Here is a 19,026-nt window from a genome sequence, read left to right as displayed (position 1 = left end):
TTTTCTATTTTGTGGAATAGGAGATTATATGTCGAAATTGAAGATTTTTACAGCTGTTCTTGTTTTGGCCGTTTGTAATGCCCTTGCTATCCCTTTCAAGGTGGAAACCGTCAAGGAAGGTGCTGGCGATACAATCCGTGCAGGTCAGCTGATCAAGGTTCACTATAAGGGTTATCTTTATTTGGACAGTGCTAAGATTCTGGCCGAGAAGAATAGGGTTTTGGATTCCCTGCGCTTGGCCGATTCCCTTCGCCTGGCCAATGACCTGGGTTCTGCCCAGGTGGCTGGTGTGACACAAGTTGACACGACCAAACTTTTGAAAGGTTCTGCCGAGGCCGCAACCGAGACCGCTTCCGAAGCGGAATCTACCGAGTCCGAAGGTCAGCAGCCTTTTGCCAACTCCTACGAACAGGGCGAACCGCTGGAATTTACCCTTGGCATGGGCATGGTCATTCAGGGCTGGGAAAAGGGCCTTGTGGGCATGAAGGTTGGCGAAATCCGCAAGATGTATGTCCCTTATCAGATGGCCTACGGCGAAAATTCCCTGGAAGGCATTCCCGCCTATTCCGACCTGTATTTCGAGGTGGAACTGGTGGGTGCCGAAAAGCCCATGGAACCGGATGTGTTCCCCAAGAATGTAGAAGGTCTCAAGTGGCGTGAAGCAGGCAAGGGCTTGAAGATTTATGACGAAAAGGTGGGCTCCGGTAAGCCTACCGCAATCGGTTCCGTCCTGAAGACCCATTATACTGGCTGGCTCCTTTCTGGTCGTAAGTTCGGCAGTTCCAAGGATCTCGGCAAGCCCCTGCAGGTTGTACTTGGCGCAGGCAAGATGATCAAGGGTTGGGAAATTGGTCTGGATGGTATGCGTGAAGGTGGCGTCCGCTGGTTCAGGGTTTCCCCGAACATGGGCTATGGCGCAACAGCTTACTCCATGATTCCTTCCAACTCCACGCTGATCTTTAAGGTGGAACTGGTCTCTTCTGAAATTGATGAATCCTTGGCTGAATCCATGGACTTCTTCCCGGATACCACGACGCTCACTTTCGAAAATGGTCCCGAAGGCCTGCGTTATGCGGTAATCAAGCAGGGCGAAGAAGGGGCTGAACCTGCCCAGAAGGGTCAGAATGCCCACGTCCATTATACCGGCTGGCTTACCAACGGTTACAAGTTCGATAGCTCCCGTGATCGTGGCCAGGTGTTTAGCTTCCCCTTGGGCGGCGGTCGCGTGATTCGCGGTTGGGAACTGGGCGTGCAGGGCATGCTTCCCGGCGAAAGGCGCATCTTGATCGTGCCTCCTGGACTGGGCTATGGCAGCCGCGGAGCAGGTCCCATTCCTGGCGGTTCTACGCTGATCTTTGCCGTGGAATATCTGGGACAGGATTAATACCCTACAAATCCTATAGTTTTCAAGGGAAATGCTCTGTGGGGCGTTTCCTTTTTTTATTATTTGGGATGAGGTTATTTATGAGGATTTCTACAAAAGGTCGCTACGCTCTTCGAGTCATGATTGACTTGGCCAGGAATGGCCGCGAAAATTATGTGAAACTGCAGGAACTTTCTTCCCGACAGCAAATTTCCGAGAAGTACCTGGAAGGAATTTTGGGAACCTTGGTCCGTGGAAAACTTCTGGAAGGCGCCCGCGGAAAGGGTGGCGGGTATAAGCTGAAATGTAATCCTGCGGAATGTAGCGTCTGGGATATCCTTTCCAAGACCGAAACCTCGGTGGCCCCTGTGGCCTGCCTGGATGACGAGATAAATTCTTGCGACCGTGCGGATTTCTGCGTGACGCTTCCTGTGTGGAAGGAACTGGATTCCATGATCCGCGGCTATCTTGAAAGTGTAAAGCTGGACCAGTTTGTCAGGGGCGTCGAAGGAACCGATGGAAAGGTTCCCGATGACAAGGTCTGGAGTTGTGGGCTGTAACCAAAAAGCAAAGCCGCAAACAAATAAGACTAATAAATAAGCCTGCTCTTTTGAGGAGCAGGCTGTTCTATTTTAATCAAGATGCCTTGTTAGAAAAAGTATTCGGGGACTGTCTCTGTACGGTCTATTTCATTGCAGATTTCTCGCATTTCGGCGATCAGTTCCTCTCGGGAACTGAACTCGTTACGGGGATAGCTGCCTTGTGCGACAATGAGGTTACCATTGCAGTTTGATTCGTATTCAATTGCGTTGGGGTCTGCGCTCAGTTCGGTACAGGTTGTGCCGATGTGTTCCTGTGATACGGAATAGTCATAGTTTATAAGTATGGTTATGATTGCGGTATCACCGGCAAATTCCATATACTGGGAGGAGAATCCCATGGGGCCATATATGTCGATGCCGAAGGAGGAATCGGCCATCGAGGCTACGTTGCAACTGGGCTTGTTGTTTTGTGAAGAAGGGAATAGGGGACCTTTGTCGTTGTCGGCTGGATTCGTCGAGGAATTGCCGGAACTGTTTTGTTCGCTGCTCCCGGACTCATTTTTATCTTCGTTTTTGTCGCCGTCTTCTTCGTCATCTTCTGGGGTGGAGGCCTCGCTATACTCCTTGTAGAAAGATTCGCATTCCCCCTTGGCGTCAAGAATCAAATCTTCTAAGGAGTTTCTACCGGCGTCTTCTACAGCTTTAATTGTGATGTTACGTCCTGAACAGATGACTGTAGATTCACCGGGGTTTTCGTTGGCTTCCTGCTGGTTTTCGTTGCATATGTTGGCGATTTCCTCCATGGGAACCCAGCTGGAATATTCGGTGACGTATTCTATGTTTGCCTTGTCTCCGTTCAATGTGGTCGTGATGTTCGCTGTAAAGGCGTTCGATACGAAGAACGTCATGACCATGGAATTTTCGGAGGTCTGTTTGACGGAGCAGCCGATTTTTTCACCGGAACCGTTAGAACTTGAACTGCTATCTGATGAACAACCTGTGATGACCAACAGAGCCATGGCTGAAATGGGAATAATTTTTTTTAGCATGTTGCTACCTCAAATTTTGTTTGGTGGAGCTATAGAGCATGGCGGATGCGGCATACCCTAATCGGTCAAATTCCTTGCAGTCGTTCAGGTATGAATTGACAATTTCGTCTTTGGTGGTGGTTGATACTGTTGCACTGTAGTAAATACGTACAAAGTCTTCGCCGCAGGTGACGTCGTAATCGTCTGTACTGCCGATTTCCATATTTTCTTCGCAAACGGAACTGATTGTGTCGGCTGGTGTGGCCGGATCGAATTGTATGGTTTGGATTAACTGAATTGTTTCACCGTCATACTTTATGGTAGTCGTGTTTTTTTGTATGCCAATGATGTTTGCTTCCATCTTGAAATCGGTATCGGTGTTTCTTGTGATGAAGCAGGAATTTTTGTTGGTGGGGAATTCTACAGGCTCGTTTGGTTCGATAACGGGATTTTCTTTGTAGAACGTTTCGCAGTTTTTTTCAAGATTGGTCCGGATCAAGTTTACGGATGACGTTACTTCGTATTTGTACTCGTATGAAAGGTGTCGGCCGGAGCAGGTGAATGTGTCGTAATCTCCGGATTCCGCAAACTCGTCGCAGTAATCCTGGAACTGGCTGTTGGTGGCGAGCGGTGTAATGTAAATGTCCTGCGTTATGAGTACTGCAGAGGGAGTGACGTCGTAAACGATGGAACTGTACACTGATCCCTGATAGACTTCGGTTATAGAAATTTTGGAATCACCGATTGTTTCGATCTTACATGAGTTTTGGGATAAGTCCGGTATGTAGTCGTTGCTGGAATCGTAAGTCGGCTGGCTAGCGGAGTTATCGGTCGTACAAGCCACAAGGCTTGCTGTAGCGAGGGAGATGCGGATAAAATGGGTGTAGAACATGAGTCGTTATAATTTGTCGTCGGGGATGATTCCGGTTTCCTGGATGTCGTTGCACATCGCAACAAGTTTGTTTCTAACGAAGGGTATGGGATTGAAGGGATATTCCTCCATGAAACTTTGGGAAACGGTGTTTCCTTCGCAGGTGACGACAGTTCCGTCATCGTCTTCGAGAGCTTCTTCCCTGGCTTCAGCACATTCCTGATCAATGAAACTCTGGGGCAGGTTTTCATTGAATACCGTGGTGGTGCTTTCTTCCAGGATGCCATCGATGTATGCCACGGAAATGGACATAGTGGCGGTGTCTGCGTCGGAGACAGTCATTTCAAATTCGGTGTCGGAATTCTTGCTGATTTTGCAAGTGGCCTTGCCTTTGCTGTTGTCGGAACCGTCGCCCTCAGGAAGCGGAGTGTCGCCGGTGTCTTCTGTATTGAAGGATCCCTTTTGCTGAATCAGGTTGCATTCGGCGATTGCATCATCCTTTGATTGCTTAAAGTTGGAGTAGGGGTCGGTTTCGATGTAGGAAAAGGTAATGGTGTTGCCGTCGCAAGAGACTCTGGCGTTAGAATCATAGATTTCTACCGTCCTGTAGTCTTCGCAAAAGTAGTCTATTTCGCTTTGGGAAACTTTTGGCCCAAAGGTGAAAATATTCGTTGAGTAAATGGAATCGTTTGAGAAGCGGTCGGTCGTCTCGATGGTTATGGAATCGCGGGCCTCTGCTCTGACATGGAATTCGTTTTCCACATCGTTTAAGACCATGCAGCCGACGGGACCGTTGCTTGCGATGGGATTGCCGTCGTTATCGCTGGGAGTGGAAGGATCGGTGAAAATCGGGCTATTGTCGTCGTCATCGTCGTCATCTTCATCGAAGTCAAAGACCTTGTCTTTGTACATGTTTTCGAAGTTGGCGCATTCTTTTTTGCTGCTTTCGAGGAGCCTGTCTATGGTGATGCCTTCAGCGTCTTCTTCGCTTGTAATTTTAAGGGTTCTGTCTTTGCAGGTGACCGTGGCGTTGTCGTGTTCTTCCTCGGCTTCCCGCTTGTTTTCTTCACATTCTTTTTGGAAGACGGATTCGGGGACGCTTGAACTGTAGATGCTGTAAATTTCCTGGATGGCTTTGTCGCCGTCGATGGTTGTGGTGATGGTGCCTGAAGAAATTCCTGGAATGTTTAGGACCATTTCCACGGTGTTGCTAGAGGTCTTCTTGGCGGTACAGGAGACTACGGTATTGCCGGATGGGTTTTCGGGAGCGGTGCTGTTATCGTCGGAGCAGCCGCTCATGGCGAAAAAGGCGAATCCTACTGCGGAAAGCGCAGAAATTTTCTTGAACATGGTGTTGTCCTCCTAAAATACAGGTTGAAATATAAGTTTTGTGCTGAAAAAATGTTATTTGAGCCCCCGTTATCTGTTGTTATTATAAAAATTGCAGCTTTGTTATAGGAATTTTCTATAGAAAAGCGAATTTTATGAAAAAAGTTGGTAATTTTCCTACTAAACCTATTGGGATTATAGGAAAAAGGTTTTACATTATAGCCGTTGGTTTGAAAGACCTACAAAAATGGTAGGAAACAGGTCGAAAAATTTTGTACGGAGAAATAAAAATGGATTTTAAAACTTACCTGAGAAATGACCGGCGATGTCGAGCCGGATTCCGAATGCGAGGCTAACGCATTAAACCAAAGCCCGAGCGAAATGCTCACAAAAACACAAAATGCTAGATCCTCGATCAGGTCGAGGATGACGCAAGAGAGAAACGCAAAAAGAGGTGACTTCGCAAAACCTCATACCTCAAAGCGAAGCGACCTCAAAACCTCACACCTCATAAGGAATTAAATCATGTCTCAGAATCTTCACTTCGAAACTCTTCAGCTCCACGTTGGCCAGGAATCCGCAGACCCCGCAACCGATTCTCGCGCAGTTCCTATTTACGCAACCACCTCTTACGTTTTCCACAACTCCCAGCATGCCGCCGACCGTTTCGGCCTTCGCGATGCCGGTAACATTTACGGTCGCTTGACAAACTCCACCCAGGGCGTTTTCGAACAGCGTATCGCTGCTTTGGAAGGTGGTTCCGCAGCTCTCGCCGTTGCATCTGGCGCCGCTGCCATTACTTATGCCATTGAAGCTCTCGCTCAGGCTGGCGATCACGTGGTTGCCCAGAAGACCATTTACGGTGGCTCCTACAACTTGCTGAAGCACACCTTGGCACCTTTCGGCGTAAGCACTTCTTTCGTTGACACTCACAACCTCGCTGAAGTTGAAGCCGCCATCAAGGAAAACACCAAGATCCTTTACCTGGAAACTCTCGGCAACCCGAACTCTGACGTTTCCGATATTGACGCTCTTATCGAACTGGGTCACAAGCACGGCCTCGCTGTTATCGTTGACAACACCTTCGGTACTCCGTTCCTGTTCCGCCCCATTGAACACGGCGCAGACGTAGTTGTTCATTCCGCTACCAAGTTCATCGGCGGTCATGGTACAACTCTCGGCGGTATCATCATTGAATCTGGCAAGACCAACTGGAAGTCCGGCAAGTTCCCCACCATCGCTAACCCCAACGTTAGCTACCACGGTGTAAGCTTTGCCGATGCAGTTCCGGGCGCAGCCTTTGTCACATACATCCGCGCTATTCTCCTCCGCGACCAGGGCGCTGCAATTTCCCCGTTTGCTGCATGGGCTCTCATCCAGGGTACTGAAACTTTGTCCCTGCGTATCGAACGCCATGTGGAAAATACCAAGAAGGTTGTGGAATTCCTTTCCAAGCACCCCAAGGTTGCTTCCGTTAGCCACCCCAGCCTGCCGTCTCATCCGGACCATGAGAACTTCAAGAAGTATTTCCCCAAGGGTGGCGCCTCCATCTTTACTTTCGAAATCAAGGGCGGTCAGGCCGAAGCCTGGAAGTTCATTGATAGCCTGAAGATCTTCAGCCTATTGGCAAACGTTGCCGACGTGAAGAGCCTGGTGATTCATCCGTACACCACCACTCATTCCGAACTGAACGAAGAAGAATTTAAGGAACAGCACATTACGCCGTCCACCATCCGCCTCTCCATCGGTACCGAACACATCGATGACATCATCGCCGACTTGGAACAGGCTTTGGCCGCTGTTTAATAACGGGTGTGAGGTCGCTTCGCTTTGAGGTGTCAGGTCGGTGCTTACGCACCTAGAGGCTTTGTTAGCGATTAGAATGTAATTGACATACCTCAAAGTGAGCGAAGCGAACGACCTCAAACCTGAAAGGCGCGAAGCGCCGCCCTCAAAACTTTTTTTGGAGAAAAAACATGTCTAAAATTTATACTTCTGCAGATCAGTTGATTGGTCACACCCCCCTCCTGGAACTCACTCACATCGAAGCCGCAAACAACTTGGGTGCGAAGGTTCTGGCAAAGCTTGAATATTTCAACCCCGCTGGCTCCGTGAAGGACCGTATCGCCAAGGGTATTCTGGATGACGCTGAAAAGTCCGGCAAGCTGAAGCCCGGTGCAGTGATTATCGAACCGACCTCCGGTAACACTGGCATTGGTCTTGCTTCCGTTGCTGCAGCCCGCGGCTACCGCATCATCATCGTGATGCCCGAAACCATGAGCGTTGAACGCCGTCAGATTATCAAGGCCTACGGTGCAGAACTTGTTCTTACCGAAGGCGCCAAGGGCATGAAGGGTGCTATCGCCCGTGCCAACGAACTGGCTGCTGAAATTCCCAACAGCTTTATTCCTGGCCAGTTCGTGAATCCCGCAAACCCGGCTACTCACCGCGCCACTACCGGTCCCGAAATTTGGGAAGACACCGACGGTAAGGTTGATATCTTTGTTGCCGGTGTGGGTACCGGTGGTACCGTCACGGGCGTTGGCGAATATCTGAAGTCCCAGAACCCCAACGTGAAGGTTGTTGCTGTGGAACCCGCTTCCTCTCCGGTACTTTCCAAGGGCGTTGCTGGCGCTCACAAGATCCAGGGCATTGGCGCAGGTTTCGTTCCTGACACCTTGAACACCAAGGTCTACGACGAAATCATCGCAGTAGAAAACGAAGCCGCATTCGAAGCTGGTCGCGAAATCGGCCACAAGGAAGGCGTGCTGGTGGGCATTTCTTCTGGTGCCGCTCTCTGGGCTGCCAAGGAACTGGCAAAGCGCCCGGAAAACAAGGGCAAGACCATTGTGGCCCTGCTCCCGGATACCGGCGACCGCTACCTTTCTACCGCACTGTTCGCTGAATAAGTTCGCCGAATTAAATCGCGAAAAATTTTCGAAAATTAAAAAAGTGTTGCGGGGCTGCGTGGTCTCATTTGCTGCCCAGTGAACCTTGCCCAATGCACTTTATAAAAATTTCAGAGTGAGAAGACGTCAGAAAGCTCAATAAACTTTCTGGCGTTTTTATTGAATGTTTGTAATTAAGAATCTGTATTTTAGGTGTGAATATGGAATCCTCTAAGAAACGTGTGGCCGTAGGCCTTTCCGGTGGTGTTGACTCTGCTCTTTCTGCTTATCTTCTGAAAAAACAGGGCTACGAAGTCATTGGCGTAACCATGGCCACGTGGGATGGCTCTATCAAGAACATGCCCCATGTGGAAGGTCGTGAAGGTTGCTTTGGTCCTGGTGAAGATGAAAATATCGCCCAGGCGAAGACTGTGGCAGAACGCCTTGGCATACCGCATTATACTGTTTCTGTGACTGAAGAATACAAACGTCAGGTTTTGGATTATTTCCGTGCGGAGTACCGTGCTGGTCGTACCCCCAATCCTTGCGTCCGCTGCAATCAGAATATTAAATTTGGCGCCTTGCATTCAGCTACCCGCCGCATGGGAGTGGAATTTGATTATTTTGCTACTGGTCACTATGCCCGCATAGAATTCAAGAATCCCAAGGAACCTTTCCTTTATGCTGCCTTGGACGATTCCAAGGATCAGACCTACTTCCTTTCCCGTTTGACAGCAGAACAGCTGTCTACCGTGATCTTCCCTCTGGGTGGAATGAAGAAGACCGACGTGAAGGCTTTGGCTGCAGAAATCGGCTGGGTGGATTTTGCCACCAAGAAAGAAAGCCAGGATTTTTTGGAATGCGGTGACTACACAGTTCTCTTTGATGAATCCGACAACAAGCCTGGTGACTTTGTGGACATGAACGGTAAGGTTCTTGGCCAACACAAGGGCATCATTCATTATACCATCGGTCAGCGCAAGGGCTTGAATATTGGTGGTCTTCCTGAACCTTACTTTGTTGTAAGTATCGATGTGAAAAAGAACCAGGTGGTTCTTGGTCCCCGTAGCGTTATGAGCTGTGTGGATGTGAATGCCGAAGAACTGAACCTGATGGTGGACGAAGATTCTCCGTTGTTGCAGCAACCCTTGACTGCGCACATTCGCTTGGGACATAAGGGTTCTTTGGCTCGAATTACATCGCTGGATGTGAACGCCGGAACAATTAGCGTTCACTTTGATGAACCTCAGTTCGCTTCTGCTCCCGGACAGATTCTGGTGCTGTACGCCGGTCAGGGAATTGTAGCTTCGGGAATTATAACGAAGTAGAGTCAATAAATTTTTTGCGTTAATTCTTGAATTCGTAGCCCGCGGTGGTTATAACTTTCTTAAAAGTTTCGACAGGAACCTTTTCGGAAAAGGTGACTTCTACGGAGTTTGTCTTGTGATTGGCCTTGGCGGAGTCTACGCCGGGGATTGCTTCCAGTGCCTTTTTTACGGCGGCTTCGCAATGGCTGCACATCATTCCTTCGACGGTGAATGTTTTGGTCATGGGAGTGTCCTCTGGTTTTGATGCTTCGGGGAGCACGTTGGTTTCGGGGTTGTCTGCGGTTTCTAGTTCTGCAGAAGGTTCGTCGTTGACTTTGATAATTTTTCCTGAAATGGATTTCTTCAGCTTTTTGTCCCTATGGGAACTGCCGATGTTTGCAAAATTCAAACGCAATGCATTTGTGACTACGCAGAAGCTAGAAAGGCTCATGGCGAGGGCTGCAAATGTGGCGTTCAGGCTCCATCCGAAAAGCTTGTAGTAGCAGCCTGCCGCCAGAGGGATTCCGATGACGTTGTAGATGAATGCCCAGAAGAGGTTCTCGTGAATGTTCCTGATGGAGGCACGGCTCAGGCGGATGGCTGCGGGAACGTCCAGAAGATTGCTCTTGACGAGAACTACGTCGGCGGCGTCAATGGCCACGTCGGCCCCCGCCCCGATGGCCATACCTACGTCTGCGCGGGTCAGGGCCGGGGCATCGTTGATGCCGTCACCAACCATGGTGACGTGGCCATGTTCCTGCAACTTCTGGATGATGGCTTCCTTTCCGTCGGGAAGAACCCCTGCGACAACTTCGTCTACGCTTGCTTCTTTTGCGATGGCGCTTGCCGTACGTTCGTTATCGCCGGTGAGCATCACCACATGAACGCCCATGCTTTTCAGTTCTGCAATGGCCTGCTTGCTGTCGTCCTTCAAGGTGTCTGCTACAGCGATTATTCCCAGCAGAGAATTGCCCTTGGCGAACAGCAGGGGAGTCTTGCCGGATTCTGCCAGCTTGTGGGTCGCGGCAGTCATGGCGCTTGACACACTCACTTTGCTTGCGATGAACATTAAGTTACCTGCAAAAACTTGCTGACCGTTTACCGTTCCCTGCAGACCATTTCCGGGCAACGCCTCAAAGTTCTCAACAAGGTTTGTGCTGGAAGTCGTGTCGGAGGCTGCGCCGCTCGATTCGCCGCTTTCATAGTTCAAAATCGCCTTTGCCAACGGGTGTTCGCTCTTGCTTTCAATGCACTTGGCGATGTCCATTAAATCGACTGCGGAAACATTGTCGGCGACGATGACGTCGGTTACCTTGGGCTCGCCTTTAGTAATGGTTCCGGTTTTGTCCAGCGCAACAATTTGAGTCCTGCCTGTATTTTCAAGTGCGGCAGAAGTCTTGAAAAGAATGCCGTGTTTTGCGCCCACACCGTTGCCTACCATAATGGCCACTGGGGTGGCAAGGCCCAAGGCGCAGGGACAACTAATGACAAGCACCGCAATGGCCCGGGCTAGAGAAAAACCAATTTCTGCACCAACGAAAAACCATACTACAAAAGTGACGATGGCAATTCCAATGACCGCCGGAACAAAAATTCCTGCAACACGATCTGCAATTTTTGAAATGGGAGCCTTTGTGGCGGCAGCGTCGCTGACCAGCTGAATAATTTGGGAAAGGGTCGTATCCTTCCCGACGCGGGTGGCGCGGCACTTCAAATAACCAGACTGATTTAATGTGGCCGAAGTAACGGTGTCGCCGACGTTCTTGTCGATAGGCAGGCTTTCGCCGGTTAATGTGGATTCGTTAACGGCGGAAGAACCTTCCAAGACCATGCCGTCTACAGGAATATTTTCGCCGGGCTTCACGATGAAAATGGATCCCACCTGAACTTTTTCGATGGGGACGATTTTTTCTACGCCGTCTTCTTCAATCGTTGCCTGCTGCGGGGCCAGTTTCATTAGGCTTTTCAAGGCGTTAGTGGTTTTGCCCTTGGAGATTGCCTCCAGCAGCTTGCCTACGGTAATGAGGGTGACGATGGTGGCGGCACCTTCAAAGTAGTAGTTGTCCATCCAGAATTCTGCAGCGGAAACCCCGCCGACGACTTGGGCGCGGGTCATGGCGAAAATAACGGATATACTGTAAAGGTATGAGGCTCCTGCACCGAGTGCCACCAGGGAATCCATGTTGGGTGCGCGGTGAAGCAATCCCCTGAACCCGTTGATGAAAAACTTCTGGTTTATGACAAGGATGATTCCTGCTAAAATCAGTTGCACCAAACCCATGGCTTCGTGATTCTTGTCGGGAGTCGTGAACCAATCGGGCAGGGGCCAGCCAAACATCATGTGGCCCATGCTAAAGTAAAGCAACGGCAGTAAGAAAATGAGGGAGGCGATTAGTCGACGTTTCAAAATGTTGATTTCTGCGGTGGCTGCACTTTCTAGGGCGTCGGCGGGTCCGGCGGCGGTCCCTGTATCGTTCGCAATCCCTGTGGCGTTCTCGCTCGATGGCTCGCCTGCGCTTTTTTGCACGTTTGCCTTGTAACCTGCTTTTTCTACGGCGCGGATAATAGCTGCGGAGTCGGCGGTACCTTCCACGTTCATGGAATTCGTCAATAGACTGACGGCGCAATTTTCTACGCCCTCTACGCTGTTCACTGCCTTTTCGACACGGGCCACGCAGGCGGCGCAACTCATTCCTGTAACATTGAATTTTTGCATTGCTTGCCCGACCTATTTCATCATTTTCTGAAGCGTGTTCAACAGGTCGTCGATGACCTCGTCCTTGCCAGCTCGGATATCATTTGCAACGCAGGTCTTGATATGGTTTGCTAGCAAAGTCTTGCTAAATGCGTTTAACGCAGCGTTGACGGCGGACACCTGTACCAGAACGTCGGTGCAGTAGGCGTCATTTTCAATCATGTTTCGAATGCCCTTGACCTGCCCCTCAATGCGGTTTAAACGGGTCATGAGGCTCTTGATTTCGGAATTTTCTCGTTCCTTTTTCTTGCAGGAACAGCAACATTTTTCTTTTTTCATGCTGTAAATATACATACCCCTAGGGGGTATATACCAATACATTTTATCTATGAGTGTGCTTTCCCGGTGTGAAATCGTAGTGCTTAGTGCAAATATTCATCTTTCGTGATTTATCAATCATAAAAATTGATTGTATTAAAAAAACATATAATTTTCAGAAATATAAAGTATTAGTCAAAAAAACTTTGGGATTCTACATTGTGGCCCGAACAAAAAAACATAGGAGTTCACAATGATGAAAATTCTTCCCTTCTTGGCAATTACCGCAACCTTCGTCCTTACCGCCTGCGAAGACTTCCATAAATGCAAATTCAGCGATGATCAAACATCCTTGAAATGTAGCGAGAATGTCTATAAAGTCGTGAATGCGAATGGGAAAAAGTGGTTTGCACAGAATGCCAATTTCTACACGGATTTCAGCTACTGCTATGGCGATGATTTCAAGATGTGTTTTGACTATGGTCGCCTTTATACTTGGGCTGCCGCAAAGAAGGCTTGTCCTCTTGGCTGGCATGTTCCTACAAAAGCTGAGTATGAATCTCTGATTGCGTCCGGTGAATTTGCAAAGCTGAATGTGGTTAATGCAGGCTTCCGTTACCATGAAGACAACTATGTGGATCGCGACAAGTCGGCTCGCATTTGGATTGATGACGAGTACGATGCGGTTCGCGCCTATATGCTGAACATCAGTGATAACGGCATCATTACCGTGGAACACTTCAACAAGGATATTGCTGCGTCTGTCCGCTGCATCGAAGACTAGTTTTTGTTGAGGGCATTTCCATGGGAATTGATATTGACATCACTAGCGTTTCCTCTGGAAATGCAACCGTTCTTATAGGCGCATGTTTTGCAATCGTACTTTTCCTGATTATTTATGAAGCATTTATCACGAAGAAAGGGATGGGGACGAGCGCCTCGCCGCTTTCTGAAATTCTTGAACAACAGGAGAATCAGGAATTCATTGTTTGCAAAATGATTGCGGAGTTTGCGGCGACGCTGGCTGCTTGCGGTGCGACCAGTATGCAGGTTTTGTCCAGCGTGGCGTACCTTTCGACCCACTTTGGAATTCATGCCGAAGTGACTGGCTTGCCGCAGCATATTCTCCTTTGCGCTGTAGATGATAAACGACAGAAAACTTATACCATCAACCAGAAGATCAAGGAGAATCCCCTTGACTTTGACAGGATTATTTTGCTGAATCATCTTGCCAAGGAAACGGTGACAGAAAATTATTCTCCCGAAATTTTCTATGAAAAGTTCCAGAAGATTCTTGTGGTAAAAAGGCTGCATCCAAATTTTGTTCTTGTGCTGGCGAGCCTTGCCAACGCTTCGTTCTGCAGGCTGTTCAACGGGGACTTTATTTCCATGGCCATTGTGGCTACAGCGACTGCCTGCGGATTTTACTTGCGAAGAACTTTGTGCTCGCGGTTCAAACTGGATTTTAGAATGGGTACGATTTTGGCGGCTACCATTTCTACGGTCATTGGCACCAGCGGCTATGTTTTTCAGATTGGAGAAACACCTAATGTGGCTCTCGCTACAAGCATCCTTTACCTGGTTCCGGGAATCCCGTATATTAATTCGCTTAGCAATTTGCTGAATGGAATGTTCCTGGGTTGCATCAGCCAGTTTTTTAAGGGCGCCATTCTAACTATCTGCCTATCGCTAGGTTTTTGCGTAGGCCTTGTTCTCACCAACCTTCATTTCTTCTAATATGTTACTGACATTACTTCAAGACGGATTTTTCGCTTCCATTGCAGCCGTCGGATTTGGAAGCATCAGCAATGTGCCTAAACGGATTTTCGCAGGTTGCGGCCTTGTGGCGGCCATTGGCCACGTCACCCGATTTGTGTTGATGAACCTTTGCGGCTTTCACATTATATGGGCGAGTCTCGTGGCGGGTTTTTCCATCGGGACGTTTGCAGTCCTTTTGCGAAAAGTCTGGAAGTGCCCCTGCGAATCCTTGGCGTTCCCGGCGCTACTTCCCATGATTCCCGGTATGTACGCCTATCGCTCCGTGCAGTCCCTGATTCTTTGTTTCAAGACTCCGAGCGACGGTTTGTTTGACCATTACATACACATATTCTTCTACAACTTTATGGTATGCTTCTTGGCGATTTTGCTGATGGTCTTTGGCGTCACCTTCGTCATACACCTGCAAAAGAAAAGATCCTTTGAAATCAAGTGGAATCGATTCTTTCATAAGGGCGTATAGCAAAAACCTATCGCAAACTCTAAAAATTAAGTATTGGACAAAGCGATAGATTCCATCTATATTTGGCGGCATCTAAGAAATAACTCTTAGTTGAATACTGTCTTTGATGACAGCGTGGCGGCGAAGGTTTGCGCCTAGTGCTCTCCTTTAGCCCTGCGACAACATGAAAAGGAAAAATACGATGCCAAATACGCACCATTTTGATGTGGTGGGCAGTTTTCTGCGCCCCGCAAATTTGTGAAGTCTCTTGAAGGTGACGGTCATGAAGCCAAGCAGACCATTCCTGCTCCTGCTCAACTTTTCCAGCAGCTTATCGTTCCCCAGAACATCGAAACGACCCGCAAGTTCTACGCCACAAACGATGAACTGATTGAAGATATTGCCTACGCCTACCGCGGCGTAATCCGTCAACTTTATGACGCTGGCTGCAGAACTATCCAGTTCGATGACTGCACCTGGGGCGCTATCGTTGGCGATGCCGCCGCACAGCGCTACAAGTCCCTGGGCCTGAGCCTTGACGTGGTGAAAAATCAGCTGCTTCATGTGAACAACCTGGCCATCGAAGGCAAGCCTGCGGACTTGCAGATCAATACCCACATTTGTCGTGGCAACTATCACTCCACCTATTTCACCAGCGGCCCCTACGACTCCGTGGCTGACTACGTTTTCGCCCGTGAAAATGTGAACACGCTTTATCTGGAATACGATGACGAACGCTCCGGTGGTTTTGAGCCCTTGTCAAAGGTAAGCGCCGACAAGGTTGTGGTTCTTGGCCTGATTACTTCCAAGTCCCCCAAGCTGGAAGACAAGGCGACAGTTATCGCCCGCATTAAGGAAGCGGCCAAGTACATTCCTTTGGAACGCCTGAAGCTGAGCCCTCAATGTGGCTTTGCCTCCTGCGATGTGGGCAACAAGCTAACCGCATTTTCCGCGCTGAGTGCAATCGCAAAGGAACAACTTTTAGAAAGCGTGAAATGAATGCGTTAGGCCCCGCCGCCCGCATGGGGTCGGACTCGCGCGGCGGTTGCCTTGTGCAGTCGCAGGTCGCGCGAGGCTGAACGAACGACTCGCATCGCGAGTCGATAGCGCAAGAGGGCCGGCCCGCCAGGGCAACGCCCAAAACATAGTCCCCTGTCGCCTATAGTTTGCAAAGTGAAATTTTTTCGCGCCCCGCCTTGACACCGCCCAAACTTTTGTATAAATTTAGTAGTGAACAAAAGAACACTGATTAAACTGTCGCTTTTTCAAGCCTGTAGCGACTGGAGGAAAAATGGATAAAGCAGTTTCTGCCAATAATGGCGAAAAGAACGAAATCATTGTATATCAGCCGGAGGGCGGCGAATTTCACATTGAAGTTCGTGTAGAGAATGAAACCGTTTGGCTTACGCAGGCTCAGATGGCTGAATTATTTGATGTTCAGCGTCAAGCGATTACGAAACATATCAAGAATATTTTTGAGAGTCATGAACTAGAGGAAAAGTCAACTAGTTCCATTTTGGAACTAGTTCAGAAGGAGGGCAATAGAAATGTCCTCAGAAAAGTTGCTTTATACAATCTTGACATGATTATTTCCGTAGGTTTTAGAGTTAATACCTTAAAAGGTATAGAATTTCGTCGCTGGGCAAACCAGGTTCTCAAGGAATATTTGCTTAAAGGCGGCTCCGTAAATCAGCGGCTAATTTCTCACGAAAATAAGTTGGAAAATCACGATTCCAGGCTTTTGTCCCTCGAAAAGCAAGTCGATTTCTTTGTCAAGGCGGACTTGCCGCCGAGCGAGGGAATCTTAAACGCAAAATCCTGGTGGAGCGGGTATGAATTTGCGGCGCAGTTGGTGCGTTCCGCAAAAGAAGAAATCGTCATTATCGATCCGTATGCCGATGACACCGTGCTTTCGTGAATCGCAAAGAAGGCCGAAGGTGTTAAAGTTTTCGTGTATTCGGCTCGCATTAATAGAACCATGAATGAGGAAGCGGCAAGGTTAAATCGGCAGTTCCCGACCGTTGAGCTTCGCAACATGCGTGATGTCCACGATAGGTTCATCATTGTCGATAATACAATTTACCATGTAGGCGCAAGCATCCGCGATTTAGGCAGCAAGCTAACCGCATTTTCTGTACTGAGTGCAATCTCAAGGGAACAACTTTTAGAAAGCGTGAAATGAATAACCGTCGCTTTTTTATTCACGTTTCAAACAGGCTCTGCACAAGAACGCACTATAATTACCGCATAAAAAGTTACAAAATGGTAGAATTTTATAAATTTTCATATATAAAATCTGTGTTTTTGGTAGAAATTCATTTGTTTTGGGTAGTGAATTAAAACTAGTCTTTTGGTAAATTCATAACTATGAAAACTGCATTCTTTAAAACATTCGTAAAATCCATGGGCGCGGCGGTCACAATTTCTGCCGCATTCGCCACCACCACAAACGCACAGATTATGAAAAACGTTCTTACCGTTCAGCAGCAGGACATGGCTATTATCGCCTGCCTGGAAGCCAAGGGCGACTTGGCAAAACTTAGCAAGGCCATTGACAAGGGCCTGGACGACGGCCTCACCGTAAGCCAGGTGAAGGAAGCCCTTTCCCAGCTTTATGCCTACACCGGTTTCCCGCGCTCCCTGAACGCCCTGGGAACTTTGCAGAAGGTTCTGGATGAACGCAAGGCCGCCGGCAAGAAGACCGCCGAAGGCAAGGACGCTTCTCCCCTGCCCAAGAATTACAACTCCCTGAAGGCCGGTACCGAAGTTCAGACGAAGTTGTTCGGCAAGGTGAACAATACTTTCGCTCCTGCAACGGATTACTACCTGAAGGCTCATTTGTTCGGCGACATTTTCGCCCGCGACAACTTGACTATGCCGGAACGCGAACTGGTGACAGTTGCTGCCCTCAGCGGCATGGACGGCGTTCACTCCCAGCTGGCTGCGCACAAGGCTGGAGCAAAAAAGGCAGGCCTTACGGATCAGCAGGTGGAAAGCATTACCATGACTTTGCAGGATGCCAAGTTGATTCCTGGCATGTACGGCGGAGATTCCCCGTGGCCCCGCGGCGTACCTAACGTAAATTACGCAAAGTACTTTATCGGCAACAGCTATGTAGCTCCCATGAGCGCCGAAAATGGCGGCCCCACCAACGTGACTTTTGAACCGGGCTGCCGCAACAACTGGCACGTGCATCACAACCAGGTGCAGGTCTTGATCGCTGTTTCTGGCCGCGGCTGGTATGTGGAAGAAGGCAAGGAACCTCTTGAAATGACGCCGGGTACTGTGGTGGCCATTCCCGAAGGCAAAAAACATTGGCACGGTGCTGCCAAGGATTCCTGGTTCCAGCACTTGACTTACCACACCCACGTTGGCGAAAACGCCAGCAACGAATGGTTGGAACCTGTAGTTGACGAAGTGTACAACAAGCTTCCGTAATTGAGGGTGGCATGAAAAAATTGCTGTTCTTGTTGAGTGCGACGGTGGTGTTCTTTCTGAACGCCTGTGGCGACGACTCCAGCTCTAACGCAAAGAATGATGTTGCAGGTTCAAGTGAGAGCATCGTAGAATCTTCTGCAACAGAAACTGCGGAAAGCAGTTCCAGCGAAGTCGAGAATGCCACAAGTTCTTCTAGCGGGAACATCGCTGATTCTACAGGCGCGGACGAACCTACTGTTGACTCCGCAGCCTCTGAAAAAATGCTGGTCGCTTATTACTCCTTCACCGGGAACAGCAAGGCTATCGTAGAAACTTTGACGGGGATGATTTCTGTCGATGTTGTTGAAATTTCTCCTGTGGAAAAAGCTGATTTTGCAGCAAACAACTACGCCATCGGCGATGCTCTCATCGAAGCAATCGACAAGAATCCCGATGCGGAAAGCAGCTACCCCGCTATCACCGTCAGCACCGAAGTAAGCTTCGCAAATTACAGCGAGGTGATCGTCGTTGCGCCTCTTTGGTGGAGTCAAATGGCCGCCCCCATGCAGACCTATCTTTTCAAGAACAGCAAGGAACTTGCAAATAAAAAAGTGGGACTCATTGTTAGCAGCCATTCCAGCGGAATCAGCGGAGTAGAAGCCGACGCCAGGCGCTTGCTTCCTGGCAATAACTTCACCGCAAGCCTTTCTATAAAGTCCGCAGATTTCTCTAGCCGCGAAACCAAAATCGCAGACTGGTTGAAGTCCGAATTTTAAATTTAAAATTCTAAACCGCCGCTGCGGCGGCACATTCAAAAATCATGAAAAAACTGGCTCTTCATCAACATGTGTGGGTGGCTTCGCCACCCTTTTTTGTTGACATTCGCCTAAATTAAACAAAAAATGGGCTCTTCATCAACATGTGTGGGTGGCTTCGCCACCCTTTTTTGTTGACATTCGCCTAAATTAAACAAAAAATGGGCTATTTTCTAAAATTTAATCGCCAAAAAAAACAGAAGAAAAAGCCCATGTCAAAATTATACAAATCCAT

Annotated in this window: 16 protein-coding genes and 1 pseudogene; 12 read left to right on the top strand and 5 right to left on the bottom strand. The window is 48.8% G+C overall.

Annotated features, from left to right (window positions below; all coding sequences use genetic code 11):
* Nucleotides 1–28: 28 nt before the first annotated feature.
* Together BUB38_RS06915 and BUB38_RS06910 are read left to right on the top strand one after the other, a co-directional pair.
* Nucleotides 29–1,384: an FKBP-type peptidyl-prolyl cis-trans isomerase gene (locus tag BUB38_RS06915; protein ID WP_083541999.1), complete on the top strand. Its 1,356-nt coding sequence runs from the start codon at nt 29–31 to the stop codon at nt 1,382–1,384.
* Between the two features lie 80 nt (nt 1,385–1,464).
* Nucleotides 1,465–1,923 (top strand): RrF2 family transcriptional regulator, encoded by a 459-nt coding sequence (locus tag BUB38_RS06910; RefSeq protein ID WP_073158960.1) that lies wholly within the window; start codon nt 1,465–1,467, stop codon nt 1,921–1,923.
* Between the two features lie 89 nt (nt 1,924–2,012).
* On the opposite strand, the gene BUB38_RS06905 is transcribed toward BUB38_RS06910, so the two are convergent.
* Genes BUB38_RS06905 through BUB38_RS06895 form a run of 3 tightly spaced genes read right to left on the bottom strand, consistent with a single transcriptional unit; the run spans nt 2,013 to nt 5,154 of the window.
* Nucleotides 2,013–2,954 carry a hypothetical protein gene (locus tag BUB38_RS06905; RefSeq protein ID WP_073158958.1) on the bottom strand — a complete coding sequence of 314 codons (942 nt, stop codon included), beginning with the start codon at nt 2,952–2,954 and terminating at the stop codon, nt 2,013–2,015.
* A gap of 4 nt (nt 2,955–2,958) precedes the next feature.
* The gene (locus tag BUB38_RS06900; protein WP_073158956.1) at nt 2,959–3,825 is read right to left on the bottom strand and encodes a hypothetical protein; all 867 of its coding nucleotides are present in this window, start codon (nt 3,823–3,825) and stop codon (nt 2,959–2,961) included.
* A 6-nt stretch (nt 3,826–3,831) separates the two neighbouring features.
* Nucleotides 3,832–5,154 carry a hypothetical protein gene (locus tag BUB38_RS06895; protein ID WP_073158954.1) on the bottom strand — a complete coding sequence of 441 codons (1,323 nt, stop codon included), beginning with the start codon at nt 5,152–5,154 and terminating at the stop codon, nt 3,832–3,834.
* Nucleotides 5,155–5,658: 504 nt separating this feature from the next.
* Here BUB38_RS06895 and BUB38_RS06890 point away from each other — a divergent pair.
* The 3 genes from BUB38_RS06890 (at nt 5,659) to mnmA (ending at nt 9,349) form a co-directional block, all read left to right on the top strand.
* Nucleotides 5,659–6,939, top strand: coding sequence for an O-acetylhomoserine aminocarboxypropyltransferase/cysteine synthase family protein (locus BUB38_RS06890; protein ID WP_073158952.1), 1,281 nt, complete (start codon nt 5,659–5,661; stop codon nt 6,937–6,939).
* A gap of 170 nt (nt 6,940–7,109) precedes the next feature.
* A complete protein-coding gene (cysK, locus tag BUB38_RS06885; protein WP_073158950.1) occupies nt 7,110–8,042 on the top strand; it encodes a cysteine synthase A in 933 nt (310 codons plus the stop codon).
* Nucleotides 8,043–8,242: 200 nt separating this feature from the next.
* Nucleotides 8,243–9,349, top strand: a complete 1,107-nt coding sequence (gene mnmA / locus BUB38_RS06880; RefSeq protein ID WP_073158948.1) for a tRNA 2-thiouridine(34) synthase MnmA — start codon at nt 8,243–8,245, stop codon at nt 9,347–9,349.
* A 19-nt stretch (nt 9,350–9,368) separates the two neighbouring features.
* On the opposite strand, the gene BUB38_RS06875 is transcribed toward mnmA, so the two are convergent.
* Nucleotides 9,369–12,044, bottom strand: coding sequence for a heavy metal translocating P-type ATPase (locus BUB38_RS06875; protein WP_073158946.1), 2,676 nt, complete (start codon nt 12,042–12,044; stop codon nt 9,369–9,371).
* A gap of 12 nt (nt 12,045–12,056) precedes the next feature.
* Nucleotides 12,057–12,362 (bottom strand): metal-sensing transcriptional repressor, encoded by a 306-nt coding sequence (locus BUB38_RS06870; protein ID WP_073159185.1) that lies wholly within the window; start codon nt 12,360–12,362, stop codon nt 12,057–12,059.
* 232 nt (nt 12,363–12,594) lie between these two features.
* Here BUB38_RS06870 and BUB38_RS06865 point away from each other — a divergent pair, with 232 nt between their 5' ends.
* The 7 genes and pseudogenes from BUB38_RS06865 to BUB38_RS06835 all read left to right on the top strand — a co-directional run bounded on the left by BUB38_RS06865 (nt 12,595) and on the right by BUB38_RS06835 (nt 18,752).
* Nucleotides 12,595–13,125: an FISUMP domain-containing protein gene (locus BUB38_RS06865; protein ID WP_083539719.1), complete on the top strand. Its 531-nt coding sequence runs from the start codon at nt 12,595–12,597 to the stop codon at nt 13,123–13,125.
* 20 nt (nt 13,126–13,145) lie between these two features.
* Entirely contained in the window at nt 13,146–14,078 is a 933-nt protein-coding gene (locus tag BUB38_RS06860; RefSeq protein ID WP_073158944.1) for a threonine/serine exporter family protein, read from the top strand.
* A gap of 1 nt (nt 14,079) precedes the next feature.
* The gene (locus tag BUB38_RS06855) at nt 14,080–14,580 is read left to right on the top strand and encodes a threonine/serine exporter family protein (RefSeq protein ID WP_073158942.1); all 501 of its coding nucleotides are present in this window, start codon (nt 14,080–14,082) and stop codon (nt 14,578–14,580) included.
* A gap of 231 nt (nt 14,581–14,811) precedes the next feature.
* Nucleotides 14,812–15,558: pseudogene (locus BUB38_RS06850) on the top strand (5-methyltetrahydropteroyltriglutamate--homocysteine methyltransferase); the annotation flags it as partial.
* A gap of 292 nt (nt 15,559–15,850) precedes the next feature.
* A complete protein-coding gene (locus BUB38_RS06845) occupies nt 15,851–16,477 on the top strand; it encodes a virulence RhuM family protein (RefSeq protein ID WP_254794892.1) in 627 nt (208 codons plus the stop codon).
* 449 nt (nt 16,478–16,926) lie between these two features.
* Complete coding sequence (locus BUB38_RS06840) at nt 16,927–17,997, top strand: carboxymuconolactone decarboxylase family protein (RefSeq protein ID WP_217650867.1); 1,071 nt, start codon at nt 16,927–16,929, stop codon at nt 17,995–17,997.
* Nucleotides 17,998–18,008: 11 nt separating this feature from the next.
* Nucleotides 18,009–18,752, top strand: coding sequence for a flavodoxin (locus BUB38_RS06835; RefSeq protein WP_073158938.1), 744 nt, complete (start codon nt 18,009–18,011; stop codon nt 18,750–18,752).
* Nucleotides 18,753–19,026 lie beyond the last annotated feature (274 nt).

The organism is Fibrobacter sp. UWH5 (assembly GCF_900142505.1).
In the GTDB taxonomy this organism is placed as follows: domain Bacteria; phylum Fibrobacterota; class Fibrobacteria; order Fibrobacterales; family Fibrobacteraceae; genus Fibrobacter.
The sequence above is the reverse complement of the archived record's forward strand: the minus strand, read 5'-3'. Positions and strand labels throughout refer to the sequence as shown.

Bases quoted from the DNA above. Each gene is read 5' to 3' on its own strand.
- BUB38_RS06840 (WP_217650867.1), top strand. From the start codon at position 16,927: ATGAAAACTGCATTCTTTAAAACATTCGTAAAATCCATGGGCGCGGCG.
- BUB38_RS06870 (WP_073159185.1), bottom strand. From the start codon at position 12,362: ATGAAAAAAGAAAAATGTTGCTGTTCCTGCAAGAAAAAGGAACGAGAA.
- BUB38_RS06890 (WP_073158952.1), top strand. From the start codon at position 5,659: ATGTCTCAGAATCTTCACTTCGAAACTCTTCAGCTCCACGTTGGCCAG.
- BUB38_RS06865 (WP_083539719.1), top strand. From the start codon at position 12,595: ATGATGAAAATTCTTCCCTTCTTGGCAATTACCGCAACCTTCGTCCTT.
- BUB38_RS06845 (WP_254794892.1), top strand. From the start codon at position 15,851: ATGGATAAAGCAGTTTCTGCCAATAATGGCGAAAAGAACGAAATCATT.
- BUB38_RS06905 (WP_073158958.1), bottom strand. From the start codon at position 2,954: ATGCTAAAAAAAATTATTCCCATTTCAGCCATGGCTCTGTTGGTCATC.
- BUB38_RS06915 (WP_083541999.1), top strand. From the start codon at position 29: ATGTCGAAATTGAAGATTTTTACAGCTGTTCTTGTTTTGGCCGTTTGT.
- cysK (WP_073158950.1), top strand. From the start codon at position 7,110: ATGTCTAAAATTTATACTTCTGCAGATCAGTTGATTGGTCACACCCCC.
- BUB38_RS06910 (WP_073158960.1), top strand. From the start codon at position 1,465: ATGAGGATTTCTACAAAAGGTCGCTACGCTCTTCGAGTCATGATTGAC.
- BUB38_RS06895 (WP_073158954.1), bottom strand. From the start codon at position 5,154: ATGTTCAAGAAAATTTCTGCGCTTTCCGCAGTAGGATTCGCCTTTTTC.
- BUB38_RS06855 (WP_073158942.1), top strand. From the start codon at position 14,080: ATGTTACTGACATTACTTCAAGACGGATTTTTCGCTTCCATTGCAGCC.
- BUB38_RS06835 (WP_073158938.1), top strand. From the start codon at position 18,009: ATGAAAAAATTGCTGTTCTTGTTGAGTGCGACGGTGGTGTTCTTTCTG.
- mnmA (WP_073158948.1), top strand. From the start codon at position 8,243: ATGGAATCCTCTAAGAAACGTGTGGCCGTAGGCCTTTCCGGTGGTGTT.
- BUB38_RS06860 (WP_073158944.1), top strand. From the start codon at position 13,146: ATGGGAATTGATATTGACATCACTAGCGTTTCCTCTGGAAATGCAACC.
- BUB38_RS06875 (WP_073158946.1), bottom strand. From the start codon at position 12,044: ATGCAAAAATTCAATGTTACAGGAATGAGTTGCGCCGCCTGCGTGGCC.
- BUB38_RS06900 (WP_073158956.1), bottom strand. From the start codon at position 3,825: ATGTTCTACACCCATTTTATCCGCATCTCCCTCGCTACAGCAAGCCTT.